We start from the raw sequence: 24,915 nt of genomic DNA on the forward strand, positions 1-24,915 counted from the left end.
ATTTCTTCTCTCCATAACTTTTTTGCGGTGACTACTGCATTGGGCTCAAGCGCCAAATATCATCGCTGTAATCTTGAATTGTTCTATCGCTAGAAAATTTTCCACTTGCTGCGGTATTGAGAATACTCATGCGCAGCCAATGTTCCTTGTCTTTGTATGCTTGAGCCGCATGCTCCTGGCTCTCAACATAGGAAGGAAAATCTTGTGCCACTAACCAAGGATCGGTACTACTCTTAATTGAGTTAATTACGTCATTAAAGATATTAGGCTCAAATAGGTTAAAGTGCCCACTTTCGAGCAAAGCCATAACACGTTTTAGGTCATTGTTACTTTCTATTATCTTAAAGGGCTGATAATTTTGGCGCACTTGCTGTGCTTGTTCAGCGGTTACACCAAACAAGTAAAAGTTGTCTGCACCAACACATTCTCGTATTTCGATATTTGCACCATCTAGGGTGCCTATGGTAATCGCACCGTTCATCATAAACTTCATATTGCCTGTGCCAGACGCTTCTTTTCCAGCGGTTGAGATCTGCTCTGATAAGTCCGTTGCTGGGCAAATCACTTCCATTTTTGACACATTGTAATTGGGCATGAAAGCAACTCGAAGATAGGGCTTAGCTGCAGGATCATTATTGATAACATTGGCAATGTTATTGATTAATTTAATGATCTTCTTCGCCATGTAATAACCAGGTGCAGCCTTCCCCCCAAACAGTACGCAACGAGGAACGAGCTCTGCCACATCACCACGACAGATCCGATCGTAAAGATGAATCACGTGCAACGCGTTAAGTAGCTGACGCTTGTATTCATGAATACGCTTAACCTGAACATCAAACATCATAGCTGGGTCAAACTCTACCTGACATTCACGGGCAATTAGCTCTGCGAGGCGCTGTTTGTTGTTTTGTTTTACTGTCAACCACTGCTTTTGGAAGGCATGATTATCATAAAAACGACGTAGTTCACTAATTTTAGAAAAATCAGCTTGCCACCCGTCGCCAATTTTATCGCTAATCAATTTCGCCAGCTCAGGATTACAGTGCGATAACCAGCGCCTTGGCGTCACACCGTTCGTTTTATTATTAAACTTCTCTGGGCAAAGTTGATAGAAATCGTTAAACAAACCAGCTTTTAATAGCTCTGTATGTAAAGCCGCAACGCCATTTACAGAATAACTACCTACAATCGCCAGATAAGCCATGCGAATTTGAGGATGACTGGATTCCTCAATCAGTGACAGCGCGCGCTGCTTTTCCATATCACCTGGCCATTTGAGTGCGACTTCCGAGAGAAAGCGTGCATTAATCTCATAGATAATCTCGAGCAACCTAGGTAACAAGCGCTCAAATAAACTCACAGACCAACGCTCTAATGCTTCGGGCAATAAAGTGTGGTTGGTATACGCCATGGTTGATGTCGTTATCTTCCACGCTGCATCCCACTCAAGCTCATAATCGTCTAATAAAATGCGCATTAGCTCGGCAACGGCAATACTGGGATGGGTATCATTGAGTTGGAATACGTGATAATCCGCAAAATCACTGAAATCATCGCCGTATTGCTCAACCCATGTTGTGATCACGTCTTGCAAGCTCGCGCTGGATAAAAAGTACTGCTGTCTTAGTCTCAGCTCTTTGCCATTTTCACTGGCATCATTGGGATACAGCACCATCGTTATCTGCTCTGCGAGATTCTTCTTCGCCACCGCTTCTGAATAACTACCGGCATTAAATTCATTGAGGTCAAACTCGTCGGTCGCCTCAGATTTCCACAGCCTTAATGTGTTTACGACCTCATTACGATACCCAGGAACTGGAACGTCGTAAGGCACCGCGAGGATATCTTGTGTATCAAGCCACTCACGATGCTGCCTACCATTTTTGTCAGTGTGTACTTCAACATGGCCAAAGAACTTAACTCTCCGGGCTTGTTCTGGTGCGGCAAGTTCCCATGGGTGGCCTTCACGAAGCCAATTGTCTGGCTGCTCAACTTGGTGACCCTGTTCACAGGTTTGGTTAAACATCCCAAATTCGTAACGCAAACCGTAACCGATAACAGGAAGAGCTAATGAAGCACAGCTATCCAAAAAGCAAGCAGCAAGACGGCCTAAACCGCCATTACCCAGACCAGCATCATGCTCAGCCTGCGCGACCTCTTCAAGCTCAGTACAGTATTCTTGTAATGCCGCTCGAACTTGTTCTTCTAAATCTAGATTTAACACTGCATTAGACAGTGCTCGACCCATTAAAAATTCCAACGAGAGGTAAGCTGCTTTGCGCGTCTTTTTACTCTTAATGTGTTCTTTGGTTGCCCGGCAGCGGGCAACTAATCGGTCACGAATAGTCAAGGCTAATGCATGGTATAAATACAGTCGCGACTCTCCTACTTTGTCTCGACCTAAGGTGTAGTAAAAGTGACGAGTCAAATCATCACTCAAGGTGTTTTCATCTATCTTTGGTGCATCTTGCCAATGTTTCACGACGCATACTGGCGCACTTTTATTAGCCATGCTTTTCATCCCCTTTGATTGATGTAAATATCCATGCTGACTTAGCTGGAACCTGTAAATAAGAATCTAACTCTGGTCTTTGCGGCTCAACCGCGGTGGTAATTGCTTGCTGCCAATGAGACGAAAATGCGCTAAATGGCAGCTTTATTTGCAGCGCACTCTCACTGGCGTTCAGTATTATCAATAAGCTTTGCCCTAACTGCTGATCGGTAATGGTGTAACTCAACCATTTGCGGCTTGGCTCTCGCCATTGTTCAGGCGATAACGGCTTTGCTTGTTCATTAAACCAATTCACAGCAAAACGACTGTCACTGTCATGAACATAAAATGAGTGAGAAAACGCGGCAAACTGCTTACGAAGCGCGAGTAAGTCTTGGATAAAGAAGGTTAAAGCGTGGTGTTGCTGGTGGTTTTTCCACGCAAGCCAGCTAGTACAGTTGTCTTGGCAGTAGGCATTATTATTGCCACTTTGCGTATGTGCCATTTCGGTTCCCGCACAAATCATCGGGATCCCTTTGGATAAAAACAAAGTGAGTAATGCATTTTTCTGCATACTGAGGCGCAATTCATTTATTTGAGGGTCAGCACTGAACCCTTCTACCCCACAATTAAATGAAAAGTTTTCACTGTGCCCGTCTCTATTTGCCTCACCGTTTGCTTCATTGTGTTTATGCTCGTAAGCCGTCCAATCAAACAATGAGAAACCATCGTGGCTGGTAAGAAAGTTTATCGAGTTCAAAGGACCACGTAAGTTATGTTCAAACAGGTCACTTGAGCCATGAATACGCATCGCAAGCTCTGGCAATACTCCTTCATCGCCACGCCAAAAGCGCCTAACGGTATCTCGATATTTATCATTCCACTCACGCCAAGGGGAGGGAAATTGTCCAAGTTGATACCCTCCAGGACCAATATCCCAAGGCTCGGCAATCAGTTTTACTTTGCTAAGCACTGGGTCTTGATGGATCGCTTGCAAAAATGCATGTTGATTTGAAAACCCCGAGGCTTGACGAGCAAGGATCGTCGCCAAATCAAAACGAAAACCGTCCACCCCCATGTATTCTACCCAATAGCGTAAGCTGTCTAAAACAAGCCTTAATACCACTGGGTTCGAGATATTCATTGTGTTTCCACAGCCCGTGTCATTAATGTAGACATTGGGCTTACTCGGCAAGGTGCTGTAATAAGTCAGGTTATCAAACCCTTTAAAGCTAATTGTCGGGCCATCCAAGCCACCTTCCGCAGTATGGTTAAACACCACATCCAAAATAACCTCAATACCAGCTTGATGGAGCCGCTCTACCATTACCTTAAATTCGTTGATGTCGTCGTTAACGAGATAACTTTTGTGTGGCGTAAAAAAGTTGAGGCTGTTATATCCCCAATAATTTTTTAGCCCTTTGGTCGTAAGAAATTGCTCGTTGATAAACGCATGCACAGGCAGCAGCTCAATCGCGGTAACACCAATATGCTTGAGGTGATCGATAAAAGTTTGTTCTGCAATCCCTAAGTATTTTCCTTGGTGTTTACTTGGAATATCTGGATGTCGGACAGTTGCCCCCTTAACATGACATTCATAGATCACCGTTTTACTCCACGGAGTCTTGGGTCGCTTCCCTTGATACTTCTCAATCGCCGTCACTTTACTCTTTGGCATATCACAGGCGTTATCAGATGGGTTTAAATGGCCTACTGGCAAATGGCAAAAATGCCGTTCACTCCAAGTAAACTCCCCAAAAAAGTCGCGACAATATGGGTCTAAGAGTAACTTATTGGCATTGAAAAGCAGGCCTTTTTCCGCGCTATACTCTCCATCTACACGATAGCCATACAAGTCTCCGACTTGTGCTCCCTCGATAAACAGTGACCAATTTCCGCCTTCATGCCGAAACATTCCTAACCGATTCACTTCGCTATGACCGCTTTTGTCAAACAGACACAGGGTTACGCGTTTCGCTTTCGGTGCATAAACACAGAAGTTAACGCCTTTATCACTGGCCGTCGCACCCAATAATTGATGATCGCCGCGATAACTGGTTAGCATGTGCCACCAGAGATCAGCTGCAAATACACGGTTGCCAAAGGCGGAACAGTTATATCGATACTTTGCTCAAGGCCATGGCTTGCTATATTTTTCGATTCAATTAGTTGTTGTTTATGTGCAACGACTCCAACGCCGCTCCCCCAAAACGATTTGTCATCCGTGTTTAAAATAACTTGATACACACCCGATGACGGCACACCTAAGCGGAACTGAAAATGGGTTTGTGGCGTAAAGTTTGCGATCACCACCAGCGGTGTGACACCATCTCGTCCATAGCGTACAAAACTAAATATGCTTTGCTCAGCATTCCCCCCATCAATCCAATTAAATCCTGTTGATTTACTATCACACTCGAATAATTGCGGCGTTGATTTATAGGTCGTATTGAGCGCTTTGACACACTTATACACGCCTTGATGCGCTTCAGTTTCAAGCAACTTCCAGTTGAGTTGTTGGTTATGATCCCACTCCTCTCGGGGAGCAAGTTCAGCGCCCATGAACAGCAACTTTTTACCTGGGTGGGCAAACATAAAGCCATAGTAGGCACGTAAATTAGCGAATTGCTGCCAATCGTCTCCTGGCATTTTGCTCAGTAACGCACCTTTACCATGTACCACTTCATCGTGACTTAATGGCAAGATGTAATTTTCAGAATAGGCATACACCATCGAAAAGGTCATTTCATGGTGATGGTACTTGCGATGAATTGGGTCTTTGGACATATAGTTTAGCGTGTCATTCATCCACCCCATATTCCACTTATAGCCAAAACCTAAACCATCGTGTTCAACACTGCGAGTAACACCGGGCCAGGCTGTGGATTCTTCAGCGACCATCATAATACCTTCGTCAGCGCCATAGCATTTGGTATTGACTGATTTGAGGCACTCAATTGCACCTAGGTTTTCACGGCCGCCATATTGATTTGGCACCCATTCCCCATGTTTACGGCTGTAATCCAAGTAAAGCATCGATGCCACGGCATCAACTCGTAACCCATCGATGGCGTATTCTTTGATCCAATACATCGCATTCGACAGCAAAAAGCTTTTTACTTCAGCCCGGTCGTAGTTAAAAATATAGGTGTTCCAATCTGGGTGAAACCCTTGACGCTTATCAGCATGTTCGAATAGATGAGTGCCATCAAACTTATGTAAACCATGGGGATCTGACGGGAAATGTCCTGGCACCCAGTCGATAAGTAATCCGAGTTCTTCACGATGACAGCGTTCGACGAAGTAAGCAAAATCCTCCACGCCACCAAAACGACTAGTTGGCGAAAATAACCCCACTGGTTGGTAACCCCACGAGCCGTCAAAAGGATATTCACTGATAGGCATAAGTTGCAGATGGGTAAACCCCAGTGACTTTACATAGGGGATAAGGTCTTCCGCTAACTCCCGATACGTGAGATAGCGATTATTTTCTTCCTCTCGGCGTTTCCAAGAGCCCAAATGCACTTCATAAATACTAATGGGTGCATCGATTTTATTACGTAGCGCCTTTTTATCATGATCAGCTTGGCTCAATGTGAAAGCGGCTGGTCGCGCCTGAGTTATACTCGCAGTGCCTGGTGCTTGTTCCATTTTAAATGCAAAAGGGTCGGCCTTTTCTATACGCTCACCCTCAACTGTGGTGATTGCAAATTTATAGCAGCAGTCAACATCCAGCGCCGGAATAAAAAGCTCCCATACACCACTGGCTGGATGTAATCGCATTGGATGCTGCACGGCCTGCCAATGGTTAAACTCACCTATCACAGAAACAGACAACGCATTTGGTGCCCAAACACCAAATCGAAACCCTATTACCCCCTCTATCTCTACTTGATGTGCTCCTAAATGCAAATAAGCTTGGGCTTGTGTCCCTTCATTAAATAAGTACAAGGCATCATCAGCCAAGCAACTATCAAAACTATATACGTCCCTCGCAGTGACGGTTTGCTCTGGGTAGTGCACTTCAAGCTGGTAATCTTTGCTGATATCATCCGCTTTAAAATCTAATGTGAATAACGCACTTTTTCGAAACCGTTCAAGAGCATAGCTGCTATCGTTGGTAAGCACCTTAACTTCTTTCGCACCTGGAATAAAACAGCGCACGACTGAGCGCTTCGCATCTAGCTGGTGTAGCCCTAAAAAGGCAAATGGGTCGCGACACTTACCAGCGTCCAAAGCGGCTAATTGACTGATGTAGTCATCTACTTGGGCGTCTTCTATTTTTGCTCTTGTATTCATCTATTCATTCCTGCTGGTTACCGCATCTCGGATCAGCGGCCGAGATCTTGCAATAATTTCCGCTGATGTCTGATTAAGTCGCCTTCTCCAGTTTGGATACTCTTGGTCAGTACCAGGAATATTGACTGGTAACTTCTGTTCGTCGAGGTCATCAAACTGAATTGTCAGCATTTTTGCAGGCGACTTGGCGAGTACATTGATCAGCGCCTGATACACATCACGGGCTTCGCTCGCAAGGCTGACACTCACCTCACCATAGCGACCAAGCCAATGACAAAGCTTCTCTCGCTCGGATGCTCGCTCTTCATCCGCTTTTGTTAGTTGGGGTTCGCTCAATAACTGATATTCACGCTTCAACCTAAGGTCATCATGGCTCCACCAGCCAAAAAATGGCGGGACGTCATGGTTAGCAACCATGAGTAACGCATTGTGCTTATAGTGCGTAGGTGCTAAAAACTGACCGTGATAATCCTTCTCGAAGTAAAAAAGAATATTGCTGTATATATGAGACTCAGACATTGCTTCTTTGATTTCGATTGGAACAACCCCTAAGTCTTCACCAATGATCATTACTTGATGTTTGACAGACTCAATTTTGAGGATCGCTAAAAGGTACTCAAATGGATAATATACATAGCAACCTGTTTGCTGCTGATCTTGATAAAAACACCACCACAACCTTCTTAGGCCCATCACATGGTCAATTCTTAATGCCCCAACACCGGTGATGTTTGCTTGGATCAATTGTTTAAAAAATGCAAAGCGCTGCGCTTTTAACTTAACTGGGTTTAACGCTGGTAACCCCCAGTTTTGACCGAGCTCCGCCCAAGGGTCCGGAGGTGCGCCCACACAAGCATGTTCGGCATACAAATTTTTATTGCTGTTGTATTCACTTGAGCCGTCAGCACAACCAACGGCTAAGTCATTGATTAAACCTACGGCCATACCGGCATTCAGTGCCGAAGATTGGCATTGAGTTAATTGCTCAAACGCAAGCCATTGTAAAAACTTAGCAAATTCATCGTCCTCAAATGCCTTAAGCTCTTGCTGCTTAGTCTGGCAGAATCGAGCAAAGTCTGCACGCCACGCTCCATTTTGTTCACACAATAGCTGCCACGCAAAACGTAACGCGTTAAGCTTACTTTCCATACAGTGAGTCATATCAAGATATGTCGCGCTCAAGTTACTCTTTGAGACGTCTAAATAGTCGGCGAACACACTCACATCTAAGCCAAATTGTTCACACAACAGCTCTATAGAAATGTAAAAAGGGTGCAGTAGGCGTCGGTCATTTGGGCTGTACGGGCTCGCTTTTTCTGGTTCATCAACAAATAATAAATGCAGTGGGTTTAACAAAATATAGTCAACCCCTTCAGCTGCGCTAGCCTCAACTAATTGCTTTAGCTCATAAAAATCCGCACTTAGCTTGCTGCCTGCAGGCTTTAACGAATATAGTTGAATAGACAATCCAAGGAGCTTTTTATGTTGTTCAATCGGGTCATAACACTGTCTAGGCGTCACCCAAAGCTCTGTCTCAAACCGCGCACCATTTAACATTATCTCAGCGCTATGATAACCCACTTCAATCGCGTTAATTGGCATTTCAAGTTGAACATAACGTGTATCTTGATAGCGGTAATCCCCAATCGCTACTTGCTTGTTGGGATCGCAAACACAGCAATAACCCAATGCAGGGATCGACACAGTTAATTCGTTAATCTGCAGGCCGACATCCACTCTTACCGTGATAGTTGGTGTCTCTTTGCAAACCAAAGTAATGGCTTCAACTGGCGTTAACCACTTAGCAATATCCAACTCAAAATTGAGTGTATTTATTTCATCTAGATTGCTGACATCAACACCGCACTCCTGCAATGCCTGTAGGCGAGTTTGGTGATCAAATACCACATGATCACCCGTGTATTTATGGTACTCATAACCAATACCATAGAGATAAAGAAGCTGAGCAATGTTGTCCATTTATAAAGTTACGCTCTCGCTGTGGACACAACACTGTTGTCTTCTCCAAAGCCGTTTGGCACATAATCATCTGCTTGATGATCATTGTCCCAGACTTCGCCATCAATCAAATATCTGAAGTGGTAGTCTTTATCGGTTGGTAAACGGTGTTTAAGCTTAAACGCACTGTCTTTTTTGATGAATTTCATCGGCTCGGGTTGCCAATCATTAAAATCACCAGCAAGTTCCACCGTTTTCGCTTCTGGGTGTGAAAATGAAAATGTAATTTCTGCTTCGTCTTTTGTTTTGAAAAACCGTTTAGTGAGCATATAACCCCCGTTTACCTTTTGTGAGTCCTTATTTCACAGTGACGTACGCTAATACTGCAAACGACTGGTAACTGTGTACGATTTATGTCGAGCATATTGAGATTTAAGTGAAATTAAATTGCAAAATTAAATTTTAATTAGATGGCAACTCACCGTTCGCTTTAAAAATCAACAGCCCTAAGTACAGCAAACAAATATTGAGTTTGTATGACAGTACAAATTTGGTGCAATTTTGCACCGCTTTGGCGCAATCTAAATCAGATAAGCAGTGATTTCAGTTTACTATGAGTTCCTTGCAATCACTGAGCCAATCACATTAAGAGTCTACAAGAAAGCTAGTTAAGAATGGTTATCATGTAAAGTGAATTTAACTAATAATTGATCCCGCTCATATAAAGCAGTCTGCAAAGTAAAATTTTTAGTACTTTTGCACGATGAAGTTTGCAACTGAATGCTAAAGTGTGTAAAAAACTAGGTTAGCAACTATAATTTCAGATTACATTTTTTGCGATGAAGATCTCATCTGAGTACTATTACTCCGTAATATGCAAGAGTCTGAATTGCTAAGGAAAGCCTATTCATGCCAAACGCGATAAGACTAACAAGTACCCTACTTCTGGGCACATTATTTGTAGTCATATTGCTGCATCTGTCTTTTAAGGCTCATGTGCTTGAGCTGCTCGCTACAACCTCGGCAAATGAACACCTTACAACATCAATGGTATCACCTTGGTATTCCCCACTACTGCACGGCTTGAGCTTTGCAGCAAGCGGAAACCACACCTATGTTGCGGTAGAATCAACACTAGGAATACCCAAATATCTGGATGTAAGTACAGTTTGGTATGCCGTGTTTACTTCTCCAATCACTCTAATTTCAATTGCAACTTTACTCGCTATTGTTACGTATCTTTTTAAATCAGAGCGCCGCTATCGTAATCAAGATGAAGATATAAGCGAGGTGAATAAGGACGTTGGAGGAATATTGACGCGTTTAGAGGTTGATAGTGCGCCACTACATCATCAGTCTTCTCTTGCCAAGCTCAGCCATGCGATCCACGATTTGTCTAGTCATCTTGCACGAGTAAAACGCCATTCAGAGTCTCAAATTTTTCAAGACAAGCTCACTAAGTTAATAGATAGACATGCATATATTGACCATATCGAGGCAAAGTTAAAGCAAGCAGAGTTGGCGCGACAAAAATGTGGCCTGCTATTTATTGATTTGGACGGCTTTAAGCAGGTCAATGATTCCTTTGGCCACAGTTTTGGCGACGAAATTCTGATCCAAGTTGCCGCTCGGCTCTCCAAAGTGGTTCGCCAATATGGTTTAGAAGATTGCCACCCTATTCATGGCCTTGAACAAAACCTTTCAAGACTCGGCGGCGATGAATTTTCGCTATTTATTCCCAAATTAAACAATCCAAGTTTGTGCACAGAAATCGCACAGTCCATTCTTAGTGATATAGAGCGTGATTTCTTGCTTGGCAATAAGCTTGTCAAAATTGGAGCAAGTATCGGCATCGCGGTATACCCAGATAGTGCAGCAACACCAAACTCATTATTACAGATGGCTGATGTTGCTATGTACAGAGCAAAAACGGATGGTCGTGGGATTTTTAAAGTTTATTCCCCCGAAATGGGTTCGAAAATGCGACGTTATCACTACCTCTTACAAGAGTTACGACTCGCTATCTCTGCGCAAAGCTTTTATCTGTCATTCCAACCAATAGTGCATGTTGAAGATTGTGCTATCGACTATTTTGAGGCGCTTATTCGTTGGAACCACCCGATAGAAGGACAAATTCCACCGGCCGAATTTATTCCAATTGCAGAGGAGTCTAATTTGATTCTAGAGCTTGGTGATTGGATCCTACTTGAGTCGTGTAGGCAAATGTGTGCATGGCACAATGCAGGGATGAAAAAGGTAAAAATCTCAGTCAATGTTTCTGGAATACAACTAAAGCACAGAAAGGTCTTTGAATGGGTAAATGCTGCCCTAGAAAAAACCGGTTTACCAGCCACTGCTTTGATGTTGGAGATCACTGAATCTACTCTTATCAAGGCCAGCAATGAAACGATTTCACAATTGCAACAATGCCGAGATGCAGGAATAAGTGTCGCGATTGACGACTTTGGAACAGGTTTTAGCTCACTAAGCACCCTCGCCGATTTACCTATTGATGTGATAAAAATCGATAAACTGTTTATCACTCAAGCTAATAGCAACCCTAAGTATCGTAAGATCCTCAATTCCATCAGCGAACTTGGACAGCAGTTAGAATTAAAAATTGTTGCCGAGGGCGTTGAACAAACCGAACAATTTGAGCTAGTTAAAAACTTAGGAATTAGCTGTGTACAGGGGTATTTAGTTAGCAGGCCTGAAAGCTCAAATAATGTTGGTAGCAAAGTGTTAAATGGCAATGTGAATCATATCGCAGCCACCGGCACCAGCATTTGGTTACCAGAGCAAGTTGGATAACCGACTTTATACACTCTACACTTATTCGTATTAACGAAACCTTTCAGTTTGAATGCTGCTACAAATCACTTTGAACAAAGCAGAAACAATTCTAACGTTGAAACAGAGATCTTAAGCATGACAGAAATTGACTTTCCACAGAGGCTTATTCGAGAAATAGCTACAGGGTTAGGATTCGGCGGAGGTATTGCGGTGGGAACAGCTATCGTTGTATTTTTAGCCAAAAATGTTGCTAGCAATATCTTTAAAAGGGATATTGAAAAGTATAAATCAGGTTTAAAACTCAGGGAACTTGATTACAACAATAAAGTAGAGATCAAAAAACAACTAGAAGCTATCGTAAGAAAGTATTCAGGTAAAATTTTACTGTCCGCTAGTGACCTTCAAGATCGGCTGTGGCATGTTTGTCAAAGGCAATCCAATTCAAAAAACCCAGTTCTTTTGGTAGATGATGATAGTCAACCTATGTATGGTGCATGGCCGATGACAAAAAAACATTATCTATCATCTACGCTTTATATGTTTGCACGGTATTTCTATTGGGTTGAGTCTCTCAAAACTGAATTTAGCTATTTAGATTTTGGGGATGATAGCAAAACCAATGAATTTAATTATTACTTGAAAAAAATAGAACGGGCTCTGGCTGATACAAACATTCAAAAGTACTTTTACAGCAGAGTCAAAATTGACAGGCCTATATTTCAATTCATGCAAACTGAAATTGGTGAGCATTTAGCCCAAGATAGCGAAGGGTGTATGTCCTATAAGCAGTTTTTATCGGTTTACGATGAACTTATAAAATCCTCAGAAAGTTTTGCTGCTTTGAAAGAACTCTTGATCTTAAGCCAGTTGAAACAAAGCAATAATTTCACTTTAACTAGGTTGCGAATTATATCGAACGCTCTATATGAGCTCATATATTTTCTCAACAAAGAAAGGGCCCTTATTTCTCCTGATCAATTTGAGAAAGTAAAATTAACAAACTTCAAAGTCGAGCTTTATGAAAAGGACTGGCCTCACCTTCCCAGAACTTGATTACCCAATATTCATTAAGATCGGGATAACGCGCTATCGCTTAAATTTGGTTTCTAGAATAACCGAAGAATTAGTACGCTCAACCCCTTCTAAATTACCGATTTCATCTAGCAGATGACTCAACTGCTCCAAACTCTGCGCTTCAACAACGGCAATCAAGTCATATTCCCCACTAATGGCATAAAGCGAAGAAACATTTGGCAACTGCTGCAATGCCAAATTCGCCTTTGTCGTGAGTTTTTGTTTTACCTTGATAGAAACGTGTGCCGATACTAAATCGTCCATATACTGCTCCGCGAACTCTACGCGATAGCCTTTAATTACGCCATTTTGCTCTAATTTTGCGATACGATTTTGTACTGTGGTTCTGGAAAGGTCTAACTTACGTGCTAACTCAGAAATGCTCTCTCGTGCGTTATTACGCAACAGTGCAATGAGCTTTTCGTCTTGTGAACTAATCATTTTGCAATTTAACCATGTTAATTTGACATAAATGATAGCAAATATGTGAATTATTGCACTGCAAATTATTACAAAAGCGCGTAATAATGAAGAAATAGCAAGTTGGCTGTGAGCAGAACAATAAGTAATCAGCTTCTGCCCGACAGTAATACCGCACAATGATAACAATTTAGGAGAAAGCGTCATGCAAGCAAATCGCGAATTATTCGATGAAGTCATGGTTCCAAACTACAACCCGTCAGCTGTCATTCCTGTTAAAGGCCAAGGCTCTCGCGTATGGGATCAGACAGGTAAAGAGTTCATCGATTTTGCAGGCGGTATCGCCGTAAACTGTCTAGGCCATTGTCATCCTGCGCTAGTCTCTGCACTTAAAGAGCAAGGCGAAAAAATTTGGCACCTATCAAATGTGATGACCAACGAGCCTGCGCTTCGCCTTGCCAAAAAGTTAACTGATGCAACATTCGCAGAAAAAGTCTATTTCGCAAACTCAGGCGCTGAAGCAAACGAGGCGGCACTTAAACTTGCGCGTCGTTGGGCACTGGATAAATTTGGTGCAGAAAAAACGCAAATTATCGCATTCAATAAAGGCTTCCATGGTCGTACTTTCTTCACGGTAACGGTTGGTGGTCAAGCAGCCTATTCTGACGGTTTTGGTCCAAAACCTGCTGATATCACTCACATCGACTATAACGATTTAGCTGCATTTGAAAAAACAATCTCAGACAATACTTGCGCAGTCATGATGGAACCGCTTCAAGGTGAAGGCGGGATCATTTCTCCAAATGCTGAGTTTGTGCAAGCTGTGCGCGAGCTATGTGATAAGCACAACGCGCTACTTATTTTTGATGAAGTACAAACGGGTGTTGGCCGAACTGGTGATCTATATGCTTATCAAGGGCTAGGTGTAACACCTGATATCCTAACTAGCGCAAAAGCACTAGGCGGCGGTTTCCCGATTGGCGCGATGCTTACCACCACTGAAATTGCAGCTCACCTTAAAGTGGGCACCCATGGCTCAACCTATGGCGGTAATCCACTAGCCTGCGCGGTAGCGGAAGCTGCATTTGACACAGTAAATACAGAATCGGTGTTAGCTGGCGTAAAAGCCAAAGAACAACTATTCAGAGATGGCCTAAATGCTATCAACGACAAATACAATGTATTTTCTGAAGTTCGCGGTAAAGGTCTTCTTCTTGGTGCAGTACTCAATGACAAATTTGAAGGCCGTGCACGCGACTTTCTTGTAGCAAGTGCAGAGCACGGCTTAATGTCATTAGTTGCTGGCACTAACGTAGTTCGTTTTACACCTTCTCTTGTGATCACTGATGAAGAGATCCAACAAGGCCTAGCACGCTTTGAACAAGCAGTTGCTGCAGTAGTAAACGGCTAAGGAGCTGGGGACCTCGGTCTCCTCTTTCTCATGTTAGTATTAAGACCAATACAAAAAACTGACTTCGATGCGCTAAAAACCATAGCAGTTGAATCTGGCCATGGGTTTACCTCATTGCCAGTAGATGACGAATTGTTGTCTAATAAAATTAACCGCTCGGTTGAAAGCTTTGCAAAGTCAGTGTCAAAACCATACGACGAAGGCTATTTATTCGTTCTTGAAGACACACAAACGGGCGAAATTATAGGCACCACTGCGATTGAAGCCGCGGTCGGTATGTCTGTGCCTTTATATCACTATCATCTTGGTAAAACAGTACATCACTCAAGAACTTTGGGTGTCTATAATACCGTTGATATTCTGTCGATGTGTAACGACTACACAGGTAGCTCTGAGATCTGCACGCTATTTTTACGTGAAGGTCATCGTCAAGGGTTAGCTGGTCGCTTTCTTTCAAGAAGCCGTTTCTTATTTATGGCAGAACATGCAGAACGCTTTAGCGATACCGTTATTGCAGAAATGCGTGGTGTAAGTGACGAACATGGCCATTCGCCGTTTTGGCAATGGCTGCAAGAACACTTTTTTAGCATCGAATTTCCGCAAGCAGATCACTTGGTAGGTCTCGGGGACAAAGTTTTTATTTGTGAACTTATGCCCAAGTATCCCATCTATGCAAACCTACTAAGTCCAGAAGCACAAACTGTGATAGGTAAAGTGCACGAGAAAACCAAGCCTGCTTTGCGTTTGTTACAAAAAGAGGGGTTTGAACACCGTGGCTATGTTGACTTGTTCGACGCAGGTCCAACGGTGGAAGCCAAACTCGACAACATTAGAACGGTTAGAGAGTCGTTTAAAGGTGAGGTTGAAATAGTCACTTCACTACCAGACAAGCTCCCTAGTCTTGCTATTTCAAATGGTCGATTAGACGCGTTTAAAGCCACGTTTACCGATCAGGCTTATCTGTGCGAAGCAGAAGAAAAAATTCAGCTGACCGCAGAGGTAGCCAATGCGCTTGATGTCACTCAAGGTGAACTGATAAACGCATTTGAACTATAGATTTCAATGTCGTGCTGATACCAATTGGTATAAAGTTTAACAAGCTGTCACCAAGACAAAAAATTAGGAAACCATTATGCACAACAACGTAGATACATTATTTGAACACCTGTGGGACAACTACCTAGAAGTAACGCCTTCAGCAGTTAAAGTTCATGAACTACTCGGCTCAACGCAAAAAGACGACGTGATCAACGACCACATTGCATTGCGTACCTTTAACATCGAAAAAGTAGGCCTAGAAAAGCTCGCTGCGCATTTTAAAGCCGTAGGTTACACCGAGTGTGGCGAATACCATTTTGAAGCGAAAAAGCTATATGCAAAGCATTATGAACACCAAGATCCAACTAAACCAAAGGTGTTTATCTCTGAGCTGCTAGTTGAAAAATGTTCAGAAGAACTACAAGCTATCGTTAAAGACATGGTTGAGCAAATCGACGAGTCAGCAGTAACAGCTAAAAACTTCCTGTATTCTGGCACCCACTGGCGTGTTTCTCACGAGACATACAAAAAGCTACTCGCTGAAAGCGAGTATGCCGCATGGATGTCTGCATGGGGCTACCGTGCAAACCACTTCACGGTAAGCATCAACTATCTGAAGAACTTCACCACAATTGAAGCTGTAAACCAAGCGCTCAAAGACAACGGTTTTGAACTAAACACCTCTGGCGGCGAAATCAAAGGCTCTCCAGAAGTGTTACTAGAGCAATCTTCAACGCTTGCTGATCACCAAATCGTGCAGTTTAAAGACGGTGAATTTAGCATTCCAAGCTGCTTCTATGAGTTTGCTTTGCGTTATACCAAACCTGACGGCGAGATCTATACTGGTTTTGTTGCAGCTTCTGCTGACAAAATCTTTGAAAGTACTAACGCAAGATAATCGCGTTTAAAATCAGTGCTTGCCTAAGCACTCTGCCCAAATTGTAAAGCAGCCATAAAGGCTGCTTTTCTAGTTAATATTAGCCACAACTCCAATCAAACTCGCGGTTTACCAAATCAAGCATACCTATCCCTCCGCCAAAGTTATGCCCACCTAAGATCTCTTCGAATTCGATGTAGTAAGGTGTAAGAAAATCTGGGATCCCTTGACCGTTTAAACTCGTCCCGCCTAAATGGTTTGGCGAAACACTCTCTAACCACTCAGGGTCGCCTTCGTACGGATCAATATAACCTGTATCTTCATATTCGCTGGGCGTCTTGCCCGCATTAGGATCACTAGGGTTGGCAACAAGCGCAATTGCACGGTTAAAACTCACTGCTTCAGGGGGAATTCCACCAAGCTCGCGATATATTTGGTACTCTTCAGCTGGCAAACTGAGATACTGGGAATAGTTCATTTTCCAAAAGCAACTCGCCCCACCCTCGACTAGCCATTCTGGAGCACAAACATCATCTTCAAAATGCCGTTCAATAATAGTTGGCGGTGAACAGAGCTCGCCGTAAAACTCAGCTTCACTAAGCAGGAGCGTTGCGTAATAACAATCTAGCGTATCCGCTGCAAACTTACAGCTAGGATGAACCGTTTGCATCGCCTGCCAAAAGGGTTTGAATAGCGGTTCATCTGGCGACTGTTCAGCAAGTAACGCCTCTTCTAACCCTTCAATATATTCGGGTCCGCCATCATTATGCTCAACCGCGATTGCAAAAAAGCTAACCGCATACGCATTCTCATCAGTGCGATAGCCCTCTGGCAATTTTAGTGTAAAGCTGTGCTTTAGCGGATAACCTGTATGTGGATCAAGCGGCCATTGATTGGCTTTAATTCCGGGGGGCAAACCAAATACCCAGCCATCAAAGCGTGTTTTATCGTCAATGGATTGTTTCAATATTTCGATATTATAAGCATTCATTACTATCTCCTTATTAAATAACGTTGCTTACTCATTAGCTAGTATAAAAGTATTAACACTAAAATTGAAATAAGTATTTAGATACTTATTTACTTAGAAAGATGCGGCTAAACAAGTTATGATAAATGTGTAAATAAAACTGATAGAAATACCGCAAAGATTATATGGATAGCACACTTATGGACAAGATTGATCACCAGATATTAACCCCTTTAGCGACATTACTATGCTTGGTCATAAGCGGGTGTGACGACCTAGGCCAACAAATAGACGCGCTTACTGGCGAGCAAGACAAGCAAGTGCAAGCTCTTATTGAGCGCACAAAAGCCCAAATGGTATTTGTTGAAGGCGGCAGCTTTATGATGGGCGATGGCGGTGGCCCTAATAACTTGCCTTGGACCATAGCCCGCGACAATAAACCCGCTCATAAGGTGACCCTTACCAGCTATTCGATGGGGGCTTATGAGGTAAGCTATGGCGATTTTGATTTATACACCGCGGTAAACGACCTACCAAAAACCATGTGGACAAAATGGGATAAAGATGAAATTTGGCGTGCACCTGAATTCCCTGCTGGAGTAAGTTGGTATGGCGCAAAAAACTATTGTTTATGGCTCGCTGAGTTAACCCAGCTACCCTTTGATTTACCCACAGAAGCACAATGGGAATTTGCTGCACGAAACCGTGGTGAAAATATTTTGTTTGCCACCAATACCGGTATGCTTGAACTCGGTGTAAATTACTCTCTCGCCGAAGAGCCAGAGCCGCATATTAGTGGCACCTATCCCCCTAATCCATTGGGGTTTTATGATTTAAGCGGCAATATGATTGAATGGGTCAATGACTGGTGGGCTGAGGATTACTATCAACACTCCCCAGAGCAGGATCCTAAAGGGCCAAAAGAAGGCACAAAAAAGGTCATGCGAGGTGGCAGGTTTTTAGAGTCTCCCCGCGGTAGTAATGTATATACACGGCAAGAGTCAGATGAGCTTGATGAGGCGTATCGTGCTAAAGGATTTCGCTGCGCGCTTAATCAGTCGACAAAATTAAGTGTGCAACCAAACTAGCTTGGTTGCACGTCTATAATTAAGCCATTGCGATAAATGGAGTTGTATTAAGCATAGCTACTGCAACCGAACCGGAACGTGCTCTGCTTGGTAGTTTGCGTCGCCATGCATCAAACTCACGCTGCTGAGCACCTTCTAAAATACTATTCAGCTGAGATAAGCCTTCTTCTCGGCTACATTTTTCGCCGCCCTCCCCCATATGCTGCAATACTTCATCTAGCTCTTCAGTGCAGAGAATATGCTTAAGTATGATAATAATCGCATTCTCGCGCTGCTCATTTAAGCCCGACCAGCTGTAGGCGTCTGAGTCTATAAGGCTGGCGAGGTTGGGATTCGCTAATAAGTTTAAAAAAGCTCCCTTGGACTCAGGTACCGTAAACTTAAGCATTTCTGGTGTTTGTTCAACTCTCTGTATAATGGCCTTGGCTTGATCATGGATAAGCACTTTAGTTCGCCACCACTTATCAACCGAGTCAATCGTCCCACCAACAAACTCAGCAATATCTTTACCTGTTGCTATATGCATACCCACGGCTTTATACAGCACGTTAAATGCCAATGGCTGTATAAACTCAAGGTAATCATAATCATTATTTTTAAGCTGGTGATATACGAACTGGGCAAGCGTGACAATTTCATCTACACCTATCTCACAGACCAACTCTCCGCCAGCACCTACGCCCCAGATAAGTCCCAACTTCGCGCGAAGTATAAACCTTCCGTCTTCATAACCAATAAAACACCCGGCGTTTGCACCGGCGCCAAATGCGCCTTCTGCCTTTCCACCTAATTTAGCTAAATCACAAAAGCTAGATTTTCCGGATTTTTCTGGATTATCCCACTGCAAAGCACCAGTTAACTCACAGCCTGCGGATACCCCAGCAAATGCGCTGAGCTCACCTTTTACAGGTTCAAACTTGCGATCAGCGCGGCTAAGTGCTTTTACTTGTTCAGGGGTTAATCCCTCAAGCATCATTTTACCTTGCTTTACTGTGCAGCCTACATTTGCCGCCGCTTGTAATTTCGCTCCTGCATAGCCAAAAAGGGCAATGGTCGCATTTAACCGGATCGCGCCTAAGTTTATCTCACGCTCTTTGGTCGTATTTTTAAGTGGCATCATAAACTTAAATTCATACCCCTTTTTATTAGGGTAGTAACCACTCATTGCAGCTTTTGCTTCACCAACTGCAAAATCGACTTTGCCATCAGCTTGAAATGAAAAAACACCATCTTTTGGGCTAAAGTTTGCAGCAATGCCCGCACCATGGGTGTAGCGCATTAGTCGCGCCTCTGCACTGGCGTCAAAATAGTCGCTTTTTTCAAACCTTTTTATCTTTAGATCTTTATTAAGCTCCCTAGCCCATTCGCCCCATATGGTTGTATACGTGTCGACAAGCTTCTTATCATACTTAAAATTGACCTTTAGCTTACTCAAATCATTTTTAAGCGCTTTGTTCAGTTTTTTACGGTCTAAGTTGCCATTCGCATCGCTAAAACGGCGGCCGTTTCGAATGTCCGTATCAATTTTGTAGCGTCTAGTATGATTGGCGATTTTATCACTACGCACATAGGTATACTTTCGACCTTTAAAGCCAATGACTTCGGTAATTTTATTAGCGGTAGGGCCTGAAACAAGTGGTTTTAGGGTCTCGTTTAACGCCTTTTTTGCGTCAATTACTTTATCATCTTGTTTCGAGAGGTCTTGTTGTCCAGCCAGCGCTTGCTTTAGCTGCTCCATGGGAGGGTTAAGTACTTCCATTTCTTGCTCTAAAATATCGGCAAGTGACTGCGTGACCGCTATAAAGCTGTTATCTTCTGGAATATATATAAAATCAATAATTTCCAGTTGGTCTTCGGATTCTTCAACCGAAAAACTCACGGAGTGCGTCGCACCTCCGGCTTCAGCGGTTAATGTGTATTCCCCCGCCACAAGCGGTAGCGCCAACTCCCAATCGTAGCCTCTGTCTGGTAGATATTTGCCATTCACTTGCTCCAATATGGCTGATTTTGAACCCGACGTTGGCCCTTTCCAGATTAGGTTAACGCTGTTGCTGTTATAAAATTGCCCTTTAACTAGTACGTCAAAGCCGGTATTCACCCTGACTTTATCACCCGCTTTGGGAGGATTTTTTATAGTAAACTGAGGATGGTTGAAACCATATATACGGCTTTCATTTGGTGTGCCTGTATACTGCTCGACAACACTCGCGGCAGTTTCTCCCGGCCCTAATACATGATTTGCAAAACGCCTTTTAGTGGCTTGGTTTTGCTCTAGTTTTACGATTTGCTTTGGATTTGGTTGACCAATAATGACGGATGGCGCAATGGTATCTATGGGTTGTGCTGTACTTTCTAGCTTAGTGGGTGTTTTTTTAATGCCAGCGTTACTCTTACCCATTGACGGTCGCGTTGTACCTGCTCCTTCGCTACTATTGAAGCCCACACCATCATTTTTTGAGTAATCGCTTGTAGCAGCATATTTAGCTGCAGCACCTAAATGTGCACCGTTTTGGCTTAACTCTCCCGCCCCACCCGAGAAGCCTTTACTGCCACCAGAACCGAACTGACCTTCCACTTTAGCCTCAAGCGCTGACTTTTTAATAAACGCAAAGATCTCCTTTATATTGCCTTGAGAAACCGTTTTGAGACGTTGTGCTTGGTTATTTGAAATAACGAGTAGTTGTCTATCGTCATGGTGATGAAGTCCACCATGCCAGTAACGAGCTTCTTTTGGGTCAATACGAATATAGTCAGTGTGATGGGGGTTAAGTGCTTTAAGAATGATGTTGGGCACTTTAGCCATCGGCAATCTGGTTGGTTGTGCCGAATTTTTTACGTCTGAATCTGACTGAAAAAGTAAATCATCGAATGTACCTTGCTGTGCGTCTTGCACAAGCGCAGGCCATTTGTCAAAAGGCTTCATGCCAATCCTTCCTTGTTTATTCCGGTTGTTCCTCATCAATGCAATTTGCTACTCATCAATGAGCGCGAGATATTATTCGGGGTAGATTTTATACTGATGGAGTCAGTTATTCAATCAAGGAAAAATTTTGCTATTTACCTGTTCTAAATGATGAGAAATTTTTAACGCCGTTAGCGCCTGATTAGCTCCCTCAAATTAGGGAAGTGTAAGACAAAATGGTATGACATATCATTGTCAAAAAGTCCCTGTAGAGTTTAAGCTAGGTTACTCTAACACGCTCAAAAGTTAGTTGGTGCGGTAATATTTTCGCGTTGAAAAGCACTTTGACAGCAACAGGGCCAACTTAACCAAAGGCGATTAAAGGAGTTAGCATGACCAGTTATGTATCAGAAATAAAGGCGCTGAATCGCGGACTAAGTGTTAAGCCTCCCATGACACACCCCGCTATTGATTCAAAAAAACACTACAAAAGCGAGTTAAAGTACTGGCAAACCCAACTATTACATGTGCAACAAGCCTATTTTCATCAAGGGAAGCGCGCTATTTTAGTGTTTGAAGGCTGGGATGCGGCTGGTAAAGGAGGCGCTATTCGCCGCATGACAGAAAAACTCGATCCGCGTGGCGTTAAGGTCTACCCAATCGCAAAACCAACGCCCGAGGAACAAGGCCGGCATTACCTATACCGTTTTCAAACGAAGTTACCACCTCGGGGCACTATGACTATTTTCGACCGTTCATACTACGGCCGAGTGTTGGTAGAACGGGTTGAAGCATTTGCTAGTGAGCAAGAGTGGCGCCGCGCCTATCAAGAAATCAATGAATTTGAGCGTCTGCTGACAGATGATAACGTCCGCATTGTTAAGCTATTTTTACACATTAGCGAAGACGAACAGCTCAAACGCTTTACAGAGCGTTTAAATAATCCGTATAAGCGCTGGAAACTAACGGAAGAAGATATTCGCAACCGCCAAAAGCGACAAGATTATGAGCAAGCAATTGATGATATGTTTGCTAAAACCGATACCAATTTAGCGGGATGGCATTTGATCCTCGCGGAACATAAATGGTATGCCCGCGTACAAGTGATGAAAACCATTGTCGAAGCGTTAAGCACGGGGGTTGATATTAGTCCCCCACCTATCGATAAAGCCGTTGTAAAACTGGCAAAATCTCAATTGGGTATTGTTCAAAGGGAGGACTAATCCATGAATCGTCACGACTATCTTGCATCTTACTTTAATGAGCGTGAAGGCATTCACGTAAGCAATGAGTGCAGTAAATTCGACAAAATGAGACTCAGTCCATTTCGGTTCTTCCGTGGTAGTGCCGCGCTTATGTATAAGGACTTACTGGAGCAACAACTGCAGTTACCTGAAGCGGCCACCAGCCTGCCACTCACCTACGTAATGGGCGATTGTCATACGGGCAATTTTGGCTTTCATAGTGAAGAAGGCAGCCACGGCGATACCCTAATCTTTGAACCTAATGACTTCGATGATGCCTGCGTCGGACACGCTGTGTGGGACCTGTTTCGCTTTTTAGTGAGTTTACCGCTTACCCAACTAGAAGGTGGGCGTATTCAAGAGCAAGCACAGGATATTAAAGACCGAAGTAAACCTTTGGTAAGTAAAGAGCTGGTTGCCCAAGCACAATTGGACTTTTTACACAGCTACCTAAAAGCCTGTCAGTTGTCGCTGGAACATAAGGTCGATAGCAACACAGGCTTAACCGAGTTTGATAATAACCATATATTGCATAAACGATGGCAAAAAGGGTTGCAAAGAATGGCGGGTGGCGCCGCGTTTACGATTAAAAGTACACTTGCTAAGGAAATCGACCTCAGCATTAAGCCGCTACGTTTTCGCGAAGACAAACTGAAGTTTAAGCAACTTGATCCCGATTTAAAAGAAAACCTTATTCATCACTTTGCGCCCTATGTTGATGACGAAATTTTAGATTGTGTTGAGCGTATCGACCAAGGCACAGGCTCACTGCATCTGAGCAGATACTACTTGTTGGTTGGCCCAAACGTACAAAAGCCCACTAAAGATATTCTGCCGCTATGTCACATTGTGGAGGTAAAACAACAGCAACTCGCTTCGCCTCTTGCTTACTTTGCAAATTTAAGCCCTGTGAATCGCTTAGATCCCGCACACTTAACCGTCAACAGTCAAAGAAAAATGCAGCGCCGTACCGATCTCATTTTAGATAATGCATTGTGGCAAGGCAGCCATTGGCTGGTACGCTCGCGCCATCATGCTCGCGTTGGTATAGACCCAGAAGACATCACCATTGGTAAGCGTGCAGCGACTAAGTCGGGCTTTAGCCAATATGCAGAAGCATGCGGTGAAGCCCTTGCCCTTTCACATATGCGAGCAGATAGACGATCCTTACAATTTCAAGAGGATGCAGTAGCCATTTTGCCTAGTCTCATCGATGAATTGGTCAAATCGGCCAGTCATTACAGCGAGCAAGTCGTAGCCGATTGGCGTTGGTTTTGCGAGCTATCCCAGAGCTAAGCGGTTGCGCACTCAACTTGCTTTTGCTTTGGAATGTCTACAATCAGACCATCCTCTGCGATGATGAGTGCATTGCTAAAGTGCAACTTGGCCTCTTCAATAAGAGGCTGGAGCATGCCCTCGCCATGATAGCGCACGCTAAAATGAGTGAGCGCGAGTATGGGCACTTGATGTAATTGTGCAAATTGAGCGATGCGCTTAGCATCGCTATGCCCTGTATGAAATCCCACTTTATGAAGATCTGCAGCGGTAAAGGTAGCTTCATGAACAAGCAAATCGACCCCTTTTATCATCTGCGATAGCAAGCCGGGCTTTTCGTTATCACCACAAATTATTGCAACTCGAGGTTGCCAACTATAAAAACTGTAGTCATCCGAGGTTAAAAGTCGGCCTTGGTATTCCACGTCTTGGCCCTTTTGCAACAGGTTGTAGTGGCCGCCAGACGCAATGCCATCTTGCTGAAGTTTGTCTATTTTTAACTTGCGAGGAATGCACTTTTCCGTGAGTTTATAGCCAACACTGGGCACTCTGTGTTGTAGCGCTATGGTTTCGATATCGCAACATTCAAGCTGTAACTTATCGTTTATTTCTTCAAGGGCGATGGTGATTAAGTCAAAACTCAACCTCACCTCTGTCAGTGTAAAACAGCTTTGCACAAACTGAATAACGGCCCTCGGCGCAATTAATTTTAGCGGCGCTTTGCGAGAGTTTAACGCCATGGATGAAATGAGTCCGGGTAATCCATAGCAATGATCCCCGTGAAGATGGGTAATACAAATAGCTTCGAGATGATATAGGGTTAACTCACTGTGCAACAGCGCATGCTGGGTCGCTTCGGCGCAGTCAATTAGTACCCAGGCTTTGGTATTTTCAAAGCTTACTGCCGCTGCCGACATATTACGTTGCTTAGATGGGCTACCTGAAGAAGTGCCAAGAAAATGTACTTTCACGCCAAAACCGTTTACTTTTTAAGTGGGTATATCATTGTAACGAATAAATAACGTAATAGCGAAGCGCGCGTGCTCGCCTTGCAACGTAATCTCTAAGGAG

Annotated in this window: 17 protein-coding genes; 8 read left to right on the plus strand and 9 right to left on the minus strand. The window is 43.6% G+C overall.

The window, feature by feature from the left end; genetic code table 11:
- Window positions 1-31: 31 nt before the first annotated feature.
- Genes JJQ94_RS00700 through JJQ94_RS00720 form a run of 5 tightly spaced genes read right to left on the minus strand, consistent with a single transcriptional unit; the run spans window position 32 to window position 9,081 of the window.
- Window positions 32-2,515 carry a glycogen/starch/alpha-glucan phosphorylase gene (locus tag JJQ94_RS00700; protein WP_099028656.1) on the minus strand — a complete coding sequence of 828 codons (2,484 nt, stop codon included), beginning with the start codon at window positions 2,513-2,515 and terminating at the stop codon, window positions 32-34.
- The gene (glgX, locus tag JJQ94_RS00705) at window positions 2,508-4,559 is read right to left on the minus strand and encodes a glycogen debranching protein GlgX (RefSeq protein ID WP_099028655.1); all 2,052 of its coding nucleotides are present in this window, start codon (window positions 4,557-4,559) and stop codon (window positions 2,508-2,510) included. Before glgX ends, JJQ94_RS00700 begins: the two co-directional genes overlap by 8 nt.
- A complete protein-coding gene (gene glgB / locus JJQ94_RS00710) occupies window positions 4,553-6,793 on the minus strand; it encodes a 1,4-alpha-glucan branching protein GlgB (RefSeq protein WP_099028654.1) in 2,241 nt (746 codons plus the stop codon). Before glgB ends, glgX begins: the two co-directional genes overlap by 7 nt.
- Window positions 6,794-8,773 (minus strand): 4-alpha-glucanotransferase, encoded by a 1,980-nt coding sequence (gene malQ, locus JJQ94_RS00715; RefSeq protein WP_099028653.1) that lies wholly within the window; start codon window positions 8,771-8,773, stop codon window positions 6,794-6,796.
- A gap of 8 nt (window positions 8,774-8,781) precedes the next feature.
- Window positions 8,782-9,081, minus strand: a complete 300-nt coding sequence (locus JJQ94_RS00720) for an isoamylase early set domain-containing protein (RefSeq protein WP_010372991.1) — start codon at window positions 9,079-9,081, stop codon at window positions 8,782-8,784.
- A gap of 580 nt (window positions 9,082-9,661) precedes the next feature.
- On the opposite strand from JJQ94_RS00720, the gene JJQ94_RS00725 reads away from it, so the two are divergent.
- Both JJQ94_RS00725 and JJQ94_RS00730 read left to right on the plus strand, forming a co-directional pair.
- Window positions 9,662-11,563 (plus strand): putative bifunctional diguanylate cyclase/phosphodiesterase, encoded by a 1,902-nt coding sequence (locus tag JJQ94_RS00725; protein ID WP_099028652.1) that lies wholly within the window; start codon window positions 9,662-9,664, stop codon window positions 11,561-11,563.
- A gap of 117 nt (window positions 11,564-11,680) precedes the next feature.
- Window positions 11,681-12,598, plus strand: coding sequence for a hypothetical protein (locus tag JJQ94_RS00730; protein WP_099028651.1), 918 nt, complete (start codon window positions 11,681-11,683; stop codon window positions 12,596-12,598).
- A 33-nt stretch (window positions 12,599-12,631) separates the two neighbouring features.
- On the opposite strand, the gene JJQ94_RS00735 is transcribed toward JJQ94_RS00730, so the two are convergent.
- Entirely contained in the window at window positions 12,632-13,060 is a 429-nt protein-coding gene (locus JJQ94_RS00735) for an Lrp/AsnC family transcriptional regulator (RefSeq protein WP_099028650.1), read from the minus strand.
- A gap of 184 nt (window positions 13,061-13,244) precedes the next feature.
- Between JJQ94_RS00735 and JJQ94_RS00740 the strand changes: the two genes are divergently transcribed.
- The 3 genes from JJQ94_RS00740 to JJQ94_RS00750 all read left to right on the plus strand — a co-directional run bounded on the left by JJQ94_RS00740 (window position 13,245) and on the right by JJQ94_RS00750 (window position 16,386).
- Window positions 13,245-14,450: an aspartate aminotransferase family protein gene (locus tag JJQ94_RS00740; protein WP_099028649.1), complete on the plus strand. Its 1,206-nt coding sequence runs from the start codon at window positions 13,245-13,247 to the stop codon at window positions 14,448-14,450.
- A 30-nt stretch (window positions 14,451-14,480) separates the two neighbouring features.
- Window positions 14,481-15,506, plus strand: coding sequence for an arginine N-succinyltransferase (astA, locus tag JJQ94_RS00745; RefSeq protein ID WP_099028648.1), 1,026 nt, complete (start codon window positions 14,481-14,483; stop codon window positions 15,504-15,506).
- A 76-nt stretch (window positions 15,507-15,582) separates the two neighbouring features.
- Window positions 15,583-16,386 (plus strand): DUF1338 domain-containing protein, encoded by an 804-nt coding sequence (locus JJQ94_RS00750; protein ID WP_099028647.1) that lies wholly within the window; start codon window positions 15,583-15,585, stop codon window positions 16,384-16,386.
- A 79-nt stretch (window positions 16,387-16,465) separates the two neighbouring features.
- On the opposite strand, the gene JJQ94_RS00755 is transcribed toward JJQ94_RS00750, so the two are convergent.
- Entirely contained in the window at window positions 16,466-17,356 is an 891-nt protein-coding gene (locus JJQ94_RS00755) for a hypothetical protein (protein WP_099028646.1), read from the minus strand.
- 179 nt (window positions 17,357-17,535) lie between these two features.
- Between JJQ94_RS00755 and JJQ94_RS00760 the strand changes: the two genes are divergently transcribed.
- Window positions 17,536-18,423, plus strand: a complete 888-nt coding sequence (locus tag JJQ94_RS00760) for a formylglycine-generating enzyme family protein (protein WP_236596458.1) — start codon at window positions 17,536-17,538, stop codon at window positions 18,421-18,423.
- A 19-nt stretch (window positions 18,424-18,442) separates the two neighbouring features.
- Here the strand turns inward: JJQ94_RS00760 and JJQ94_RS00765 are convergent, their stop codons facing one another.
- On the minus strand, window positions 18,443-21,346 hold the full coding sequence (locus JJQ94_RS00765) for a hypothetical protein (RefSeq protein WP_099028644.1): 2,904 nt from the start codon (window positions 21,344-21,346) through the stop codon (window positions 18,443-18,445).
- 371 nt (window positions 21,347-21,717) lie between these two features.
- On the opposite strand from JJQ94_RS00765, the gene JJQ94_RS00770 reads away from it, so the two are divergent.
- Window positions 21,718-22,548, plus strand: a complete 831-nt coding sequence (locus JJQ94_RS00770) for a polyphosphate kinase 2 family protein (protein WP_099028643.1) — start codon at window positions 21,718-21,720, stop codon at window positions 22,546-22,548.
- 3 nt (window positions 22,549-22,551) lie between these two features.
- Window positions 22,552-23,865 carry a DUF2252 family protein gene (locus JJQ94_RS00775; protein ID WP_099028642.1) on the plus strand — a complete coding sequence of 438 codons (1,314 nt, stop codon included), beginning with the start codon at window positions 22,552-22,554 and terminating at the stop codon, window positions 23,863-23,865.
- On the opposite strand, the gene JJQ94_RS00780 is transcribed toward JJQ94_RS00775, so the two are convergent.
- Window positions 23,862-24,815: a ribonuclease Z gene (locus JJQ94_RS00780; protein WP_201435421.1), complete on the minus strand. Its 954-nt coding sequence runs from the start codon at window positions 24,813-24,815 to the stop codon at window positions 23,862-23,864. The genes JJQ94_RS00775 and JJQ94_RS00780 overlap by 4 nt on opposite strands.
- Window positions 24,816-24,915 lie beyond the last annotated feature (100 nt).

The sequence above is a fragment of the Pseudoalteromonas sp. GCY genome (assembly GCF_016695175.1).
Classification (GTDB): domain Bacteria; phylum Pseudomonadota; class Gammaproteobacteria; order Enterobacterales; family Alteromonadaceae; genus Pseudoalteromonas.